The organism is uncultured Gimesia sp., from assembly GCF_963976445.1.
Lineage (GTDB): Bacteria > Planctomycetota > Planctomycetia > Planctomycetales > Planctomycetaceae > Gimesia.
Map to the genome: position 1 here is coordinate 15467 of NZ_CAXBKP010000040.1, position 16458 is coordinate 31924.

Annotated in this window: 19 protein-coding genes; all 19 read left to right on the top strand. The window is 49.4% G+C overall.

All coding sequences use genetic code 11. The features are described from left to right. The first annotated feature begins 41 nt into the window (after positions 1–41). The 19 genes from AAC022_RS25855 (at position 42) to AAC022_RS25945 (ending at position 16457) form a co-directional block, all read left to right on the top strand. Positions 42–1022, top strand: coding sequence for an alpha/beta hydrolase (locus AAC022_RS25855; protein ID WP_339735969.1), 981 nt, complete (start codon positions 42–44; stop codon positions 1020–1022). A gap of 148 nt (positions 1023–1170) precedes the next feature. Further along, positions 1171–1836, top strand: coding sequence for a GAP family protein (locus AAC022_RS25860; RefSeq protein WP_339735971.1), 666 nt, complete (start codon positions 1171–1173; stop codon positions 1834–1836). Positions 1837–1890: 54 nt separating this feature from the next. Then, positions 1891–2238 carry a HEAT repeat domain-containing protein gene (locus AAC022_RS25865; protein WP_339735973.1) on the top strand — a complete coding sequence of 116 codons (348 nt, stop codon included), beginning with the start codon at positions 1891–1893 and terminating at the stop codon, positions 2236–2238. Positions 2239–2332: 94 nt separating this feature from the next. Next, complete coding sequence (locus AAC022_RS25870; protein WP_339735975.1) at positions 2333–3253, top strand: TIGR01777 family oxidoreductase; 921 nt, start codon at positions 2333–2335, stop codon at positions 3251–3253. A 99-nt stretch (positions 3254–3352) separates the two neighbouring features. Beyond that, positions 3353–3865 (top strand): carboxymuconolactone decarboxylase family protein, encoded by a 513-nt coding sequence (locus tag AAC022_RS25875; protein WP_339735977.1) that lies wholly within the window; start codon positions 3353–3355, stop codon positions 3863–3865. A gap of 35 nt (positions 3866–3900) precedes the next feature. Then, a complete protein-coding gene (gene sigJ, locus AAC022_RS25880) occupies positions 3901–4788 on the top strand; it encodes an RNA polymerase sigma factor SigJ (protein ID WP_339735979.1) in 888 nt (295 codons plus the stop codon). Between the two features lie 265 nt (positions 4789–5053). Further along, a complete protein-coding gene (locus tag AAC022_RS25885; RefSeq protein ID WP_339735981.1) occupies positions 5054–6040 on the top strand; it encodes a DUF1559 domain-containing protein in 987 nt (328 codons plus the stop codon). Positions 6041–6252: 212 nt separating this feature from the next. Beyond that, positions 6253–6639 (top strand): hypothetical protein, encoded by a 387-nt coding sequence (locus tag AAC022_RS25890; protein ID WP_339735983.1) that lies wholly within the window; start codon positions 6253–6255, stop codon positions 6637–6639. A gap of 392 nt (positions 6640–7031) precedes the next feature. After that, complete coding sequence (locus tag AAC022_RS25895; protein WP_339735985.1) at positions 7032–7475, top strand: hypothetical protein; 444 nt, start codon at positions 7032–7034, stop codon at positions 7473–7475. A 69-nt stretch (positions 7476–7544) separates the two neighbouring features. Then, complete coding sequence (locus tag AAC022_RS25900; RefSeq protein ID WP_339735987.1) at positions 7545–8483, top strand: DUF1559 domain-containing protein; 939 nt, start codon at positions 7545–7547, stop codon at positions 8481–8483. Positions 8484–8683: 200 nt separating this feature from the next. Then, entirely contained in the window at positions 8684–9046 is a 363-nt protein-coding gene (locus AAC022_RS25905; RefSeq protein ID WP_339735989.1) for a hypothetical protein, read from the top strand. A 177-nt stretch (positions 9047–9223) separates the two neighbouring features. Continuing rightward, positions 9224–9790, top strand: a complete 567-nt coding sequence (locus AAC022_RS25910; protein ID WP_339735991.1) for a hypothetical protein — start codon at positions 9224–9226, stop codon at positions 9788–9790. A 229-nt stretch (positions 9791–10019) separates the two neighbouring features. Beyond that, positions 10020–11816 (top strand): vanadium-dependent haloperoxidase, encoded by a 1797-nt coding sequence (locus AAC022_RS25915; protein WP_339735993.1) that lies wholly within the window; start codon positions 10020–10022, stop codon positions 11814–11816. Positions 11817–12307: 491 nt separating this feature from the next. After that, positions 12308–12637, top strand: coding sequence for a hypothetical protein (locus AAC022_RS25920; protein WP_339735995.1), 330 nt, complete (start codon positions 12308–12310; stop codon positions 12635–12637). Positions 12638–12704: 67 nt separating this feature from the next. Beyond that, positions 12705–13634 (top strand): DUF1559 domain-containing protein, encoded by a 930-nt coding sequence (locus AAC022_RS25925; protein ID WP_339735997.1) that lies wholly within the window; start codon positions 12705–12707, stop codon positions 13632–13634. Positions 13635–13877: 243 nt separating this feature from the next. After that, on the top strand, positions 13878–14471 hold the full coding sequence (locus AAC022_RS25930; protein WP_339735999.1) for a hypothetical protein: 594 nt from the start codon (positions 13878–13880) through the stop codon (positions 14469–14471). 103 nt (positions 14472–14574) lie between these two features. After that, positions 14575–15003, top strand: a complete 429-nt coding sequence (locus AAC022_RS25935; protein ID WP_339736001.1) for a hypothetical protein — start codon at positions 14575–14577, stop codon at positions 15001–15003. 108 nt (positions 15004–15111) lie between these two features. Next, on the top strand, positions 15112–15543 hold the full coding sequence (locus tag AAC022_RS25940; protein WP_339736003.1) for a hypothetical protein: 432 nt from the start codon (positions 15112–15114) through the stop codon (positions 15541–15543). A 569-nt stretch (positions 15544–16112) separates the two neighbouring features. After that, positions 16113–16457, top strand: a complete 345-nt coding sequence (locus AAC022_RS25945) for a cupin (protein WP_339736005.1) — start codon at positions 16113–16115, stop codon at positions 16455–16457. The last annotated feature ends 1 nt before the right edge of the window (position 16458 follow it).

Genomic DNA, 16458 nt, shown 5'->3' on the forward strand with positions numbered 1-16458 from the left:
GGAATGATATCGAAACGATCCTTGCTTCAGGAGAACTATGCATGTCCGCTATGATGAATCGTCGTGAGATGTTGGGAGTCAGTGCCGCGGGAGCGGCTGCGTTGTATCTGCCTGCAGTCAGCAATGCGAAGCCACCCAAAACAAAAGTGAAAACATTCACTTATAAAACGGTCGCCAATCTGGAGATCAAAGCCGACGTGCATCGGGCCGACGATAACAAGACGCGACCTGTGATGGTCTGGTTTCATGGCGGGGCGTTGATTGTCGGGCATCGCGGCGGCGTGAGTGGTCGCGTGTTGCAGGATATGCTGGGCGCTGGTTATGCCGTGGTGTCGTTTGATTATCGTCTGGCGCCGGAAACGAAACTGCCGGAAATCATTGCCGACCTGGAAGATGGTTTTACCTGGCTGCATCAGAAAGGGCCGGAGCTGTTCAACGTCGATACGAGCAAGGTTGCGGTCTCGGGTGGATCAGCGGGGGGCTGTATGACGATGATCGCCGGTTATCGGGCGAAGCCGCGACCGACGGTTTTAGTTCCGTTCTGGGGTTATGGCGATTTGATTGGTGACTGGATCGGTAAGCCGAGCCCGCATGAGCGTCATCAAACGAAATTCACAAAGGCAGAAGCCTACGCGCAGGTTAGCGATTCGCCGATCGCGGATTCGCGGGAGAGTAAAAAACAACGCGGCGGTTTCTACGAATATTGTCGTCAGCAGGGGATCTGGCCGAAAGCGGTTGCGGGATGGGATCATCATCGCGAACCCGAAAAATTCTATCCGTATATGACGCTTAAGAACGTGACAAAAGCGTATCCACCGACACTGATGGTGCATGGCACGAAAGACACCGACGTGCCTTACGAGCAGTCGACGTTGATGGCAGAACAGTTCCGGCAGCATGGTGTCGAGCATGAACTGGTGACGATTCCCGGTGCGGAACACGGACTGGCGGGCGGTGATCCGAAACTGATTGATGCCGCTTACCAGCGGGCGTTTGAGTTTATGCATGAGCGGATGCGTTGAGTCTGATGCTGAATCGGTCAACGCAAAAATGCTTGAACGACAAGAAACAGGTTCACGTTTTGAACAGAATTGGTCGAGACGTTCATTAATGCCTGTGCCTTATGGCTTGATCGCGTGTTTGTGTTAGGCTTCAAAAGGATGTGAGTCTATGTTTGAGCTGTGGATGACTTTGATTCCGATTCTGATTGCGGATGTCGTCAATCCTGTGTTATTCGCCTTTCTGGTCTATGCGGCGGGGACGAATCGGCCTGTGGTGAATAGCTGCGCTGTTCTGCTGGGGCATACGCTGGCTTATTTTGGAGCAGGCGTGGTGATCGCGATTGGAATAGAATCGATTTCGAACCGCTTGTCGAATCCACAACAGATCGATTACATCATCGGCTTTGTGATTGGTGTGATTCTTCTCTGGGTTGGTTTCCTGTCCTGGAAAACAGAGAAAAAAGAACAGGCGGAAGAGAGTCGCACGTTGACGCTTTTATCGGCGGTTGGCCTGGGGGCGATTGTCAATTTCATGGGCTTGCCTTTCGCGCTGCCTTATTTCGCTGCCTTGGATCAAATTCTGAAAGCCGACCTGACACCGATGACGTCACTGACTGTGTTAGCGGGATACAATGTGCTCTATGCAGTGCCGTTTGCTCTGGTTCCTGTTTTGAGCGCGACTTCTGGTCAGAAGAGTCAGGAAATATTACGAAAAATCAATGACTGGCTGGTCGGCATCAGTAATTTTGTGATGCCCATTTTGCTGGTTCTGGTCGGTCTGGCGCTGATTGTTGATTCGATGATCTATTTTGTGACCGGGTACGAAATGTTTTAAACGAGACTTACAGGTCACTTCGAATGGGATAATGAAGTTTAGAAACGCAATGAAATGGATCAATCTGAATTCAAGAAATTCGTTCAACAGCTGCGAAGCGGAGATTCATTAACGTACGAGGAAGGCTATCATTCCATCAAGGGCCGGGTGGGTGAAGTGATTACTGAACTGCTTGCGTTGGCGCAAGCAGAAACCGAAGAACAGATGCGATCACGGTTGGTTGAGTTGATTGGCGAATCCATCGAACCCGAGGCGATCGAATTCTTGAAGCATGAGCTAGACAGTCCGTTTTACGAAGTGCGCAGCTGGGCTTACAGTTCGTTGTGTTATTCAGAATCGCAAACAGCCAATGAAATTGCTGCGAACTTTAAAGACAAGAATCCGGATGAGGCGTTTCTATAAGTTGTGTCTTTCGGCGTAAGATCATCACTTGCACGCTGAGTAAATCATTTCGATATTAAATGCAGCAGGCTTCTTTAGTACAAAGTCAATCAGTATGGAACCGAAGAAACGAATTGTGATCGCCGGGGGGACCGGGTTTCTGGGGTTGAACCTGGCGTGTTATCTGACTGAGTTGGATTTTGACGTCGTGTTGTTAGGGCGGCATGCGCCAAACAAACAGGGGGCGTGGCGGCATGTGGTCTGGAGTGCCCGTTCGGTAGGCTCGTGGGTCAGTGAGCTGGATGGAGCGGCCGCGATTGTGAATCTGGCAGGGCGGACGGTGGATTGCATCAAGACTCCCGATCATTGTGATGAAATTCTGCGCTCGCGCGTGGAAGCGACGAACGTACTGGGATTGGCGGTGCACGAAGTTGAATCGCCGCCTCCCGTCTGGGTGCAGATGTCGACAGCGCACCGGTATGGTGATCCGCCCGAGTGCGTTTGCGATGAGAATTCTGCCTTCGGTTATGGGCTGGCTCCCTTTGTGGCTCAAGAATGGGAAGCCGCATTTGCGCAATCGGTACTGCCAGAGATGCGGCAGGTGGTTCTTCGCACCAGTTTTGTGATCGGACGAGACGGCGGTGCCTTACAGCGGTTGGCGAAGCTGGTTCGCTGGGGACTGGGGGGCACGGTCGGCAGTGGCAAACAGGGGATGAGTTGGATTCATGCACAGGATATGAATCGATTGTTTTACCGGGCGATCACCGACGAAACGATGCAGGGGGCTTATCTGGCGACGGCTCCGGAACCGGTTTCGAATGCCGATTTCATGCGCGAATTACGGCGGGCGCTCAAGATGCCGATCGGGTTACCAGCGGCAAGCTGGATGGTGCGGATTGGTGCGCCGCTGTTGATGCGGACGGACCCGGAGCTGGCGCTGTATGGTCGTTATTGTGTTTCGAGTCGTCTGCGGGACGAGGAGTTCGAGTTTTCGTTTCCCGATTTGACGTCAGCGCTGGCGGACCTCTATGGATAACATTTCCCGAATTTGAATTTATTCGGCTGAGTTGGTCACATTTCGTGTTGCTCACTCGTCATTCCTTTGAACGAACTTATTTTTCACAGGAACAGACGCATGAGTGAAGTGGATTATCGATCAGAGATCGACGAGTTTGAAACGCGGTATCAGTATGACAGTACGTATTTGCGGGAACTGTTGGTGGAATCACCCGACGGATATGCGAAGTTTGTGGCGTTTAAGCCTTTGGCCTGCCATCAAGAGCAGCTGGATCCAGAGACCTACTGGATCGCGAAGCTGGCGGCGATGCAGGTGGAAGACTGTGGCGAGTGCCTGCAGTTGAATGTCCGGTTTGCTTTGGAGAGCCATGTCTCGCGTGAGATTATTGAAGCGGTATTGCAGGGGGGGGATGGGCTTTCGGAGGAACTGCGTGATTTGTATGATTTCGCCGTGCAGGTGGCTAGTTCCAGTGAGATCGATTCGGCGCTTGAGCGGCGGATTCAGTCCCGCTTTGATCGAGGGGCACTGCTGGAGTTGGGGATTTGTATCGCGACTGCGAAAGTCTTTCCCACGATCAAGCGCGCCGCCGGTTATGCGAATCGCTGCCGTTTGATTGAAATTCAGGTCTAACCGATTCCGAGTCTAATAGAAAAGCATGTCTTGCCGTGAATTCTTCAGTTGCCTTAGAGACATTTGAAACTTGTCGCGAGCCACTACTTGGTCTGGCGTATCGGATTACCGGTTCGCGGGTGGAAGCGGAAGACATCGTGCAGGAAGCGTGTCTGAAATGGCTGGACGCCGATCAGGCGGCGATTCGAGTGCCGCGCGCCTGGTTGATGAAAGTGGCTACGCGGCTGGCGCTGGATTATCTCAAGAGCGCCCGTGTGCAGCGGATGTCGTATGTCGGTCCCTGGTTGCCCGAACCATTTCTGGCGAATGAAAATACGCCGGAAGAGGAACTGGAGCTGGACGAGTCGATTTCGATGGCGCTCCTGGTTTTGCTGGAACAGCTCTCTCCGTCTGAGCGGGCCAGTTTTATTCTGCACGATCTGTTTCAGTATCGTTTTGATGAGATCAGCGAGATTCTGGAGCGGAGTGAAAGTTCGTGTCGAAAACTGGCGAGTCGGGCACGTGGGAAGTTGGGGCGAAAATCGTTGAAGGCAGAACAGAGCCGCGACGAACACCTGCAGATGCTGACCGCATTTTCGGACGCGGTGAAACGGGGAGAGACGGAAGAACTGGTTTCGCTGTTGAAGGAAGATGCCACGTTTATTTCCGACGGGGGCGGCAAAGCGATTGCTGCGCGAAAGGTCGTTCAGGGAGCCGATCTGATTACCCGGTTCTTTTTAAAGGCAGTGCGTCCCGCGTTTATCGCAGCAAAAGCGGATGATGTGAGGGTCGATGTCGCCTGGTTCAATGGTGCTCCCGGATTGATGATCATTCAGGCGGGAACACTGGTTTCCGCGTTTCAATTCGAAGTGGAACAGGGCAGAATTTGCGGCATTTATGCGCTACGGAATCCAGACAAATTGAAGTTGTTTGGTGACGATTGAAGTGCCTGGAAGCCACTAATTTTCTTGAGTTGAAACTCATCATTATAGTGCGACAAATCAAGGGATGTGCATGTGTAGGTACATGTGGGTCCTTTGTTCGGTGTATACATTTATTTGTATGTCTTTTTTATTAAATAAAGGTAAATATCGTAGCTGTCACATTCCGGAGCGTGTTAAAATCTGATGTAGATAGGTTTTACTCTTCAAAGAAGAAATTTCCTGCCTTATTTTCATTCCGACTTTTTTTCACTCCGGAGCATGTGCCATGTTGAAATTATTGAGAAAGCGACGAGGGTTTACCCTGATTGAGCTGCTTGTCGTGATTGCTATTATTGCCATTCTGATTGCGTTGTTGCTACCTGCTGTGCAACAGGCGCGGGAGGCGGCCCGCCGTTCGACTTGTAAAAACAATATGAAGCAGATCGGGTTGGCATTGCACAATTATCACGATACGTTTCGCGCGTTTCCGATTGGTTCACAAACGAGCTATTATCGGGCCAACTGGCGGTCTTCGATCTTGCCTTATATTGATCAGGCACCCGCTTACAATCAGTTAACTCAAGCAGCGAGTTCACAGCACGGCTTTGCTTCCGGAAATGGAAATTCGGCTGCTGGATATAATACCGAGAACGCCGTGCTCAGTGATTATTATGTGCCCGTCTATAAGTGTCCCTCCAGCACAGCAGATGCTTTTTACACAGGGGGCAGTCCGGTTTCTAATAATGGCAAGACTTCGCCGAATGCTGCACTGGGTAAAGAAACCGGCATGACGATGGACTATGTGGGCATCAGTGGTTCTTATGCTGGCGTTGCTCCCTACAATGCCGGATGTGGCAGTCTCATCTATGGGGGTAATTGGTGTAATAACGGGCTAATGTTGATTGGAAAGTCTTCCCGGATGCGTGATTGTAAAGACGGTACTTCGAACACAATGATCATCGGCGAAGACTCAGGCCTAGTAGATAACAAAGATTATCGGAGTAATTATTATGGCGGCTGGGCCGGCCATTTGGGGCTGTCAAGCTGGGGGACCGGAGTGAATACGATTCGCTACAATCCCAATCCTCGGACAGCACCAGCGGGAGGGAATCAAACCTACACGCCGAATAACCCGCTGACATCAGAGCACGTGGGCGGCATTCATGCTTTACTGACAGACGGTGCCGTTCGTTTCATTTCGAATAATGTTGATATCGAAACGTACCGTCGGTTAGGCATGAGAAACGATAATCTTGTTCTCGGCGAATTCTAATTTATGTCGAATTCCAGCATTGTGTAAGCATTCAAACTGTAAGCAACAGCCGATGTGTTTTTTATGAATGCATCGGCTGTTTGTTTTTGATAAATCAACGTAGGGGGAAATACGGAATGTCGTTTTTTTTCAGAGGCACCACAGGGTATCCATTTTCAAATTTGGCGATCAGCCAGAGTTCTGTCAGGACATGGATTTTCCTGATGATATGGATGTCATCCTTCAGTTTCCTGAGTGGTTGTGGAGGTGGTACGGAATCTGTCCCTTCGGGAACGGCGAGTGGCACGGTCAAAGTGAATGGCAAGGCACTGGCAGAGTGCCATATCAATTTTGTTTCGTCGACGACAGGGACTGGGGTTTATGCTGATTTGCAGGCAGATGGTTCCTATGAATTGCCAAATGCGGTTCCTGCTGGCGACTATCGCGTTTATTTCACGTCTGCCGGTCTGGGAGATGCGCCCCCTTCGGAATCAGGGAACCCGGAACTGAAAGACGTACTGAGTGAAGTTCCCCAGAAATTCCAGAGCGAACAGTCGACCGATTTGCAGGCTGTTATCAAAGAAGGTGCCAACTCATTCGACTTTGATCTCAAACCGTAAACTGCGTTCGACCTGCCCCGAAGTCTGTGCTGGTAGGCGAAGCCTGCAATGAGTGAACAGACTGTCTCTTTCTGGTGTTACCATGGGTGTTTCTGTTCACATGTTTCTCGCCAAAATTGAGGCTGGCGGCGGCTAGCTTGTTCAAATTTGCAGTTGACATAGGGGAGGGACACAAGTTAGGCTCGACGTTGCAATACGAATATTTGTTAAGAAAATTCTCCCGATTTGATTTTCAACAGGTATTCAATCACGTATTCTTTGCGTTAAATCGTATGACAAGTATGTGGCGAAAGGCTGAGAGTTTGATTTTCTCCCGTTCCTCTCTCTATTCCATCCGAGTTTTTTGATTGAACTTGGGTTGTCAAACCCAATTTTTAAGATGCAGGCACACTATGTTTCTTTCTTTGCGATCCACACATTTTGCGATCATTTTCTGTTCGTTGATAGTCAGCGGCTGTTCTGGCGGATCTGCAGAACACATCGAACGAGCTGCGGTTTCCGGTACGATTACGTATGCAGGGAAGCCTTTGCCCGAGGGGACGATTCAATTTGTTCCTGATACGGATGCTTCTGGCAAACCGCTTCGTGGAAAAGCGGTTCAAACGAACATTACCAATGGGGCTTATAGTCTGGCAGCGGGTCAGGGACCCACTGTGGGCACGAATAAAGTCTTGATCAGTGCCGTGAAGAAAACAGGTAAATTCGAGGAGTCAGACGGTCAGAAAATCGAGATCCTGAAGCAATATCTGCCTGCCAAATATAATTCTAACTCCACGCTGAAGTTCGAAATTCAAGCCGGCGAGAACACTACCGACTACGCGTTGGAATCAAAATAACATTTTCTTGAGTCGGTTCTCGATCTCACTGAGTCTTTTGTATTCTCTTTATATAGGATTATTCCAATTATGAAAGCATTAATTCTGAAGCGGCGTCAAGGGTTTACTTTGATTGAGTTGCTGGTGGTGATTGCCATCATTGCGATTCTGATCGCACTACTGTTACCTGCAGTACAGCAGGCACGGGAAGCGGCCCGTCGATCCACATGTAAGAACAATCTGAAGCAGATCGGCCTGGCTCTGCACAACTACCACGATACGTTTCGGACGTTTCCGCCCGCGAGTGTTCGCGCTCCCACCAGTTCAGGCGTGAATGAGTGGGACACGAGCATGATCAGCTGGCAGGCCCGTATTTTACCTTATATGGATCAGGCACCTCTGTTCAATAAGATCGACTGGAGTGCGACGCCCGGCAATACGGCAGCCGTAAATATCGAGGCGATGGATTATGAACTGCCCGCTTATCGCTGTCCCAGTGATCCCGGTAACCGTGGCAAGACAGGACTAACTGGTTATGGTCCGACGAACTATGTTACGAGTACTGCTGATACGGGCGGGTATGCGGCCGGTGGGAACCCATTTCAGAACAATGGTCGTTCTGTGATGTTCATGAACAGCAAGACTCAGCTGAGGGATATTGAAGACGGAAGTTCTAACACGATGTTCGTTGCAGAGTGTGTCGTGGCCCATCCTTATTCCAGTGTGAATGCGACGGGAACGACTTGTACGGGAACTGCTGACCAGAAACGGCGTGGTTATTCCTGGTTCTATGCACGAGAGATGTGGACATGGAGCTACACCACTTTGATCGGTCCTAATTCCGATTTACAGGAATGTGGTTCAAGCACCGGCGGAACGGCTTTGTTAGGAGCACGCAGTAAGCATGTCGGCGGGGTTCATGCACTGCTTGGTGATGGCGCTGTTCGGTTTATCTCGGAAAATGTTCACCTTCCTACCTGGCAGGACTTGGGAAATAAAGCTGATGGCAACGTCATCGGCGAGTTCTAATCAAAGTCTGATTTGAATTCAGAACAAACAGAAACAGCCCGCGAGTATCAATTCGCGGGCTGTTTTTTTATTGGCGCAATTGTTTTTGTGCGATTTGATCTGAACAGAAGATTTCGCTCCCAATCTCCTGACCTGACCTGACCTGACCTGACCGTGGAAGGAAAACGGATTAAACTGGCCTCCAATATTAGCATCGGCAAATGATTAATGCGTTCACGGAAGCATTTAAAGCAGGGGAGCCTGATCGGCTGGTGGCGCTGCTGAAAACGGATGCGACCTTTCATTTGGATGGTGGGGGGAAAGCGACTGCATCGGGGAAAGTTCTGGAAGGGGCAGACTTGATTGCCCGCTTCTTCCTGAAACTGGTGCACCCTTATTTTGTAGATGCGGACGCCAATCGATTGACGATCAATGTGAGCTGGTTTAACGGAGCCCCCGGGTTGATCGTGCGCGAAGCGGGGGCGCCGGCTACGGCGTTCCATTTTAAATTGGACGCAGGGAGCATCAGCGGCATTTACGCCCTGAGGAACCCAGACAAACTACGATTGTTTGGTGTTCGGTAACAGGGCAATTCCGGTTTTTGATTTCGATTTTATCAGGCGCAGTACGCGCTCGATTTGGGAAATGCTGCATCCTAGATCGTTGCGTTGCTAACTCTATTTCTCACTTATCTGTCCATTCATTTTGCATCTATTCTAATAGATTGCTACGATTGTGAGCATTAGTTCCCTCGTAACCATTTGCTGAAGCAGGAGTGCTGGCTGATGAGATCCACAAGACTTAAAAAATGCAATAAAGTTGCAACTACCACTTTCATGTTGATGATTTCTTTGTTCTGTTTGCTGGGATGTAGCGACCCCAAAAATGAACAGGCTTTAAGCCAGGTGAAGAGAATCACGAAAGAATATGATAAAAAAACAACTGAAAGTGGCGTTTACATTCGAGCTTCAGAGGGGGAGCTTAAAGAAAAAGACCCTTGGGGGACTCCTCTGGTTCTCAGTTATTCTCAAGGTGGCGTTGCCGAGATGGTTACAGTTACTTCTGCAGGGCGTGACAAAACGTTCCATACCGCTGATGATGTGGAAGCTCAGGGTATCGCGGTGAACTTCAAAGGAGCAGGGGAAGGGATTAAGAAGAATATTGAGGAGACCTCAGCCAATGCAGCAAAAGGCTTCGTGAAAGGGGCAGTCAAAGGGGTGAAAGAGTCGATTAAAGAGTCCCTGCCTTTCAAGAAGAAGAAAAAAGACGTGGAAGAAAAAGACGGAGAAGCAGCAGAGGCTGAAACCAAGGCCAGAGAGGATGGGTGACTAATGGCTGTTTGCCTCTCAGTCTGCTATTTAAAACTGATTTACCACTAAATTCAAAGTACCTGATCTGCTGGATGCTGCTTTTTCGGTTATCAGATTAAGAGTGTCTCTTTGCTTCTGAGAAATTTCAGAAGTGGGCCTTTTAATGAGATATCTGATCAAGGTTGGCGGGGAAGACATGGGATTTCTCCTGTCAGGGTAGATCTGGAATTGAATCAGGAGCGGTGATATGCAGCAGACAAGAAGAGAACAAGCACAAGCGATTCGTAGTTCGGCTGCAGAGTTGGCAGCACATCGTCCTCATCCGCGTCATAGCGCGAATGGCGATGAGCAGAAGTTTCGTTCGGCGAATTCCAAGCCATCGTATCTGGCCAGTTTTACCAAAGGCTTACCTCACGATATCAAAACGGGTTTGGTTGATCCGAGTGATTTCGAGCAATTTGTCTTCGCCATCGATACCGGGGACCCCCGCGACTTCAAAGAGACCCGCCTGGGGCCGATTGGCTTTGATCCGGCGCATCCAAACTGGCGTTCCAAAAAAGCACAGGAACACTGTGCCAAAGTTCGGGCCTGGGAAAGTCAGGGAGCCGGGCAGACCTTCGATCTGGAAGGACCAGATGCGCAAGCGGTCACGATGCCGCCTGCGCCTGTGATTGGCAGCGAAGAGTTAATCGCCGAGATGGGCGAGGTTTATTGCCAGGCATTGTTGAGAGATGTTGAATTTACCAGGATTGTCGATCTGACCGGGGAGGTTCGCTTTAGTGATGATTCCAGTGCCAGTCCTGATACGACTGTCAAAGGTCTGTTGACGCTGTTGAATAAGTTGAGCTGGTTTCAAGACGCTGACTGTTGTCGATTGACTGCTCATGAAGCCAGTCGCAAACGAGGCAAGTTGCATGGCCAGAATGCCTTTCGGGGGATTACTCCGGGGGACGAGATCGGGCCTTATCTATCACAGTTCCTGTTAGCGGGAACGGGGGGGATCAATTCTCGGGACGAAGAGCGAGTCCCCAAAGATGGATTCATCTCTTACGGTGCAGTTTCGATTGATCAGCGCGTGCGGTTTGCCAAGCCGCGGGACGATCATATGACGACCTGGAATGAATGGCTTGATGTTCAACAGGGGGCGAATCTCAGTGATCTCGAGTGTTACAAGAAAAATCGAAAGCGGCGATTTATCACGACGCCACGAGATCTGGCGACTTATGTGCATTACGATGCGCTGTATGAGTCGTATCTGAATGCCTGCCTGATACTGATGGGCAATGGGATTCCTTTCGATCCAGGCATTCCGTTTCAAGCGGACGATTTTCGGGATCATCAGCAGGGGTTTGCGCATTTTGGAGGCCCGCACATTCTGTCTTTGCTGACCGAAGTCGCGACGCGTGCCTTGAAGGCGGTCCGGTTTCAGAAGTTCAACATTCATCGTCGCCTGAGGCCAGAGGCATTAGCGGCTCGATTGGCCAAGCATAAAAATAGTGAAGTCGGTGTTCCTGAAATTAAGAAGATGGTTTCCGAACTACAGCCGATTCTTAATTTAGTGGCGAAAAAAAATCCAGTCGATAAGAAACATTTGCCGAAAAGCAATTATCTGCTGCCGATGGCTTTCTGTGAAGGCTCGCCGATGCATCCCGCTTATGGAGCCGGCCATGCGACGGTTGCTGGTGCGTGCGTTACCATTCTCAAAGCGTTTTTTGATCATAAGCATCCGCTGGCCATTGCGGGTTCGAATGCGATGAGAGCATTTGTGCCGATCAAGGATGGTGAGGAGCTTGAAGATGTCGATGTTGTGGACGAAAATGGCCAGCCTGTTGCCCTGACTGTGGAAGGAGAACTGAATAAACTCGCCTCCAATATCAGCATCGGCCGTGACTGGGCGGGGGTGCACTACTTTACTGATTACATTGAATCGCTCAGAATGGGCGAACAAATTGCGATTGGAATTCTTGAGGAGCAAAAACTGACTTACCGGGAAAACTTTTCGATGACCGTTCCGCTTTTCGATGGAGGGGCTATTCAGATCTGAAACAGAGCCAAGGTACTTAAGTAGGGGGTATAACTCAGTTTCACGACGTTTCCCCAAAGTCGATCTCAGGAAGTCCACCCTATTTCGTGTGTACGCATTGTAGCTTCTGGGCAACGCGAGAAATAATCAGAATTCGATTACTGCTTGCTCGATTTCAGTAAGGTGGACGTGGTTTAACGCAAATTTACAGTTGACATAAGGGTGGTTTTCAAATTAGGTTTAACACTTGGTACAGAAATTCATCTGGAGGACTATTTGTCTTCCTGTTCAATTTCTGCCTGCCAGTCTTTTCTGAAACTAAGAGCAACCTCATTTGCTCATTAACATTTTAGGTCTCCACCTAATTTCTATCGAGTCATTTGAAATGCGGGCACACAATGTTTCATATATGCGACTCTATTTATTCTGTTCTGATTTTATGCGCGTTGAGTCTTAGCGGTTGCTTTGACAGTTCTGCTGAAAAAATTGAACGGGCTCAGGTTTCGGGAATCGTGACGTTAGACGGAATGCCTCTTCCTGAGGGGAGCATTCAATTTATACCTGACGTTGATTCCTCTGGTAAACGAGTTCGTGGAAAAGCCGTTCTGGCGATCATCTCAAAAGGAATATACTCTCTGAATACAGTTCAGGGTCCTACGGTCGGCCCGAATAAAATTCTCATCAATGCCTCCCAAAAAACAGGGAAGTTTCAGGAATTAGACGGTGAGAAAATCGAGATACTGAAGCAGTATCTGCCTGCGAAATATAATTCAGAGTCTACGCTCAAATATGAAGTCAAATCAGGCGAGAATAACGCCAGTTTTTCACTTGACTCTGAGTAGTGTTTATTATTCGTGCTGTTTTGAAACTTTGTATTATTCTTATAAATGACTTAGGTATCTCGAAATCATGAAATCATTATTTTTGAAACGTCGAGAGGGATTTACTTTGATTGAATTGCTGGTGGTGATTGCCATCATTGCAATTTTGATTGCCCTTTTATTGCCGGCAGTACAGCAGGCGCGAGAAGCGGCCCGTCGTAATGCATGCAAAAACAACATGAAGCAAATTGGGCTGGCGTTACATAACTATCACGACACGGCACTACGGTTTCCTTCAGCCCATGTTCGTGATGTCATCAGCGGTTGGACGTCCAGTCAGATCAATTGGCAGGCGAGAATTTTACAATATATGGACCAAAGCGCATTGTACAATAAGATTGACTGGTCTCATCGTCCGGGAAACGCTGGTCCTGATAACACCGAAGTCATGAACTATGAGTTACCCGTCTATCGTTGTCCCAGCGATCCCGGAGATCGCAGCACAACGCAAAAATTAGATTACGGCCCGACAAATTATGTCACATGTACTGCCAATTATGGAGATTATAATGCCGGAGGAGCCCGGCATGCGAACGATGGAAATTCTGTGATGTTTCTCAACAGTGCCACCAAAATCAGTGACATCACGGATGGGGCTTCCAATACGATGATGGTTTCTGAGTGCATCGTGGGGTATCTGTATGTGCGGGAAAATGTGCAACCGGGCCCCGTTTGCATAGGGACAGCCACCAAAAGCGAGCGGGGGTATTCCTGGTTTTGGGGTAATTCAATGCATATGTGGAGTTATTCAACTCTCATCGGGCCAAACTCGGATTTCGTAGAATGCTCCCGTAGTAGTGGCAGTGGTTCATTGCTGGGAGCCCGCAGTCATCACGTTGGAGGAGTGCATGTTCTCTTTTGCGATGGTAGAGTCCAGTTTGTTTCGGAAAATATTAACCTCGCCACCTGGCAGGATCTGGGGCATAAATCCGATGGCAACGTCGTGGGAGAGTATTAAGCCGCTCAGCATCGAATCGTAAAACATAAACGTCCAGGGAATCGATTTTCTCTGGACGTTTTTTTTGCGCATTAGTCCGTTGTGTTCTTTAGAAACATTTCACTCCCAACCTGCTTACTGCGCTCAGACTGAATGTGTTTCGGAGTTTCTCAAAAAATTGTTTCGTTATTTCAAACAACGTTTGAGTTGTTATGATTGGAATTGTCTGTGAATCGTTTATCGGATTGTGATCAGGAGTTATCGATGTCACAAACGGGAGAATTCTGGGAATGGCCGTGGTATCAAAAACTGTTAAGCATCCCGCTTTATCTCTTCGCGTTACCCTTCGGGATTTTGATCGGATTGTTTGTATTGCCTTTGCTGATGGTGGTTGGCTTATTTGCGATTTGCAGTAATTTCGTGGGAGAACGACTGTTCTATCTCAGCATGTGGAATGACGGGCGGACGCTCAGTCGGCGGAAACTTCGTCGTCGTCTGGATGCGGGTGAGACCGGGACGTTGATCATTGAAGCCCCCACCATGGGTTGGGGGTTTACCCATGCCTGGTGGACTCCCGATGATGTGAAAACGCTGTCACCAGTTTCCAGGTCGGATGACGCTGAATATGGAGAACAGGTTTTGGTTTTTCTTGAGGAAGAGAAGGCGCATCCTTGGGATGAATGGTGCTGGCGGGAGTACATATCGACCTGGGAGGGAACAGCGATTTTGCTGAAGGTTTGGAATGGTAAGAGATATCGAACATGGTTCGAACAGCACTTCCCCGCTGTGGCGATTGTCGAAACCACATCCGCGATCGTGCATCAACTCGAAATGGAAGCCCAGCAGGAGATGCGTTGAAATGATAGTTGGAATGGGGCTTGTCGTCGAATTTGTTCTGTTATAAAATTCCCCAGTTCGAGCAGACACCTGAATTTTGTCACCTCAAGGATGAGAAGAACAGATGCAAAGAAGACATTTCATTTTGATGGCAGGAATGTTGTTGGCTCTGGTCAGCCTGGTTCAAGCAGAGGTGCAGTCTGATGAGGCAGAGAAAACGGTTCCTCCGGAGCAAGAGGTTCCTGTGTCTGCTAAAAAGCCTAGTCTGGTGACCAGCGGGCGAATTGATCTGCAGCAGAATTCGAACTCAGGTCAGCGACTCTTTGTGGAAAAATATCATCCGTATCAATTCTGGGAGGCACAGCGAGGCGCGGTAAGTCTGCGCGAGCAGTATCGCGGAAAAACAGAAGATAAACGGATTCAAAAACTTCTGGATATTGAGAATCAGAAAGTCAGATCCCCCTTCTCACTTGGGCCCCGAATTTACTTTATCGATGGTATTCCTGCCAGCCGCCTCGCTCACCGTATTCACGAGTTGAACTTCCAAAATTAGACTTTGGTGGAAGCTGAGCTGTGTCAGTTTCCTGCTCGCTGCGCTCGGACCAAATTGGATTCGGTCCCATCCAATTCATTCGAAGAGAAAGTGAATCAGATGCAAAGAATGCTTTCTGTTTTTATTCTAGTGTTGTCTCTGATGCTCATCGGTTTGTCAGAAGAGACAGGCCTGTCGGATCAACCTCGTCAGACAACTGCAGAACAGGCGGGCCCTTCAAAAACTGACAGATCTGATGCAAATCAGACTGCGCCGGATCTGAAAACCAAAGAAAATATCAGACACCTGGAGGAAGATCTGGCATCGTGCCGTTTATTTCGGGTTCACCTGGAGTTGAGTAAGCTGATTCAAAAGTATCCTCATACGAAAGCCGGGAAACGAGCTCAGCGTCTCCTCGAAGGAGCGGGGATGCGCGTCATCGATTTTCCGATGAAAACTTCTGATAACTGTTACCGCAAAGGTGTCCCCGACTATCGATATTCTAATGGGATTTACAGCTCAATACCAGAACATGTGCGGGAGGGAATCCGCCTGTATTGAAACCTGTGTGGCATCTATAGAACACACAACAGCAGGGTGGTGCCGGATGCAATCCGGTATTGCCGCAGGCAACAGGAAGTGGCAGTTCAGACAGACAATCAGGAACCAGACTACCGATTCGTTTCCGTAGGGCGCGGACCCATGTGTCCGCCCGTAGGGGCAGGGGGGGCTGCGTGACGATCTGAGAATGCTCCAACTGGTCCCATTCACACGGTGAAAACTAAATTGAACTTCAAGAGGCGGGCGGACACACAGGTGCCGTCGCTACGTTGAAGTTGTCACTTTATACTCAGTTTAATGAAGGTAGGCACGGTGAATCACAAGCACTGGTGACAAGTCACCAGTGGCACACAGGCGTCGGATTTGTGTGTTGATTTTGTAGAAATCAAATTACTTTACCGAGCCGTTGACAAGATCGCGTTTCAATATTGCTTCATTGATGTCGACGCCAGTGATTTTTCATAGAAGGCTCCGTCGGCAGGGGGAATCGGTTGTTGTGTGGTCTCTAGACGCTTAAAGTACACGCTGATCCACTCCATTTTCTATTTGACCGCAGCGAGGCAGCGACGATGGTTCCTGAAATCAATAATCTATTGACTCCGTTTTCGACTCTGCCGGGTGAGGAAATGTTTGAGGAGCTGTTTCGCGGCCAGGCCTTTCGGGTGGAGCGGATTGTGTCGACCGGGCAGGCGACGCGGGAGGGGCAGTGGTATGATCAACAGCATACGGAATGGGTGGTTTTGCTCTCAGGGTCGGCGGTGCTGCGATTTGAGGGGGAAACGGAGGGACGGACGCTAGTTCCCGGGGATGCAGTGAACATTCCTGCGTTTTGTCGGCATCGGGTGGAAGCGACAGCCGCCGATCGGGAAAGCGTTTGGCTTGCAATCCACTATGAGCCTGTCGAGAATGGATAAA

Bases quoted from the DNA above. Each gene is read 5' to 3' on its own strand.
- AAC022_RS25855 (WP_339735969.1), top strand. From the start codon at position 42: ATGTCCGCTATGATGAATCGTCGTGAGATGTTGGGAGTCAGTGCCGCG.
- AAC022_RS25860 (WP_339735971.1), top strand. From the start codon at position 1,171: ATGTTTGAGCTGTGGATGACTTTGATTCCGATTCTGATTGCGGATGTC.
- AAC022_RS25865 (WP_339735973.1), top strand. From the start codon at position 1,891: ATGGATCAATCTGAATTCAAGAAATTCGTTCAACAGCTGCGAAGCGGA.
- AAC022_RS25870 (WP_339735975.1), top strand. From the start codon at position 2,333: ATGGAACCGAAGAAACGAATTGTGATCGCCGGGGGGACCGGGTTTCTG.
- AAC022_RS25875 (WP_339735977.1), top strand. From the start codon at position 3,353: ATGAGTGAAGTGGATTATCGATCAGAGATCGACGAGTTTGAAACGCGG.
- AAC022_RS25885 (WP_339735981.1), top strand. From the start codon at position 5,054: ATGTTGAAATTATTGAGAAAGCGACGAGGGTTTACCCTGATTGAGCTG.
- AAC022_RS25890 (WP_339735983.1), top strand. From the start codon at position 6,253: ATGTCATCCTTCAGTTTCCTGAGTGGTTGTGGAGGTGGTACGGAATCT.
- AAC022_RS25895 (WP_339735985.1), top strand. From the start codon at position 7,032: ATGTTTCTTTCTTTGCGATCCACACATTTTGCGATCATTTTCTGTTCG.
- AAC022_RS25900 (WP_339735987.1), top strand. From the start codon at position 7,545: ATGAAAGCATTAATTCTGAAGCGGCGTCAAGGGTTTACTTTGATTGAG.
- AAC022_RS25905 (WP_339735989.1), top strand. From the start codon at position 8,684: ATGATTAATGCGTTCACGGAAGCATTTAAAGCAGGGGAGCCTGATCGG.
- AAC022_RS25915 (WP_339735993.1), top strand. From the start codon at position 10,020: ATGCAGCAGACAAGAAGAGAACAAGCACAAGCGATTCGTAGTTCGGCT.
- AAC022_RS25925 (WP_339735997.1), top strand. From the start codon at position 12,705: ATGAAATCATTATTTTTGAAACGTCGAGAGGGATTTACTTTGATTGAA.
- AAC022_RS25930 (WP_339735999.1), top strand. From the start codon at position 13,878: ATGTCACAAACGGGAGAATTCTGGGAATGGCCGTGGTATCAAAAACTG.
- AAC022_RS25935 (WP_339736001.1), top strand. From the start codon at position 14,575: ATGCAAAGAAGACATTTCATTTTGATGGCAGGAATGTTGTTGGCTCTG.
- AAC022_RS25940 (WP_339736003.1), top strand. From the start codon at position 15,112: ATGCTTTCTGTTTTTATTCTAGTGTTGTCTCTGATGCTCATCGGTTTG.
- AAC022_RS25945 (WP_339736005.1), top strand. From the start codon at position 16,113: ATGGTTCCTGAAATCAATAATCTATTGACTCCGTTTTCGACTCTGCCG.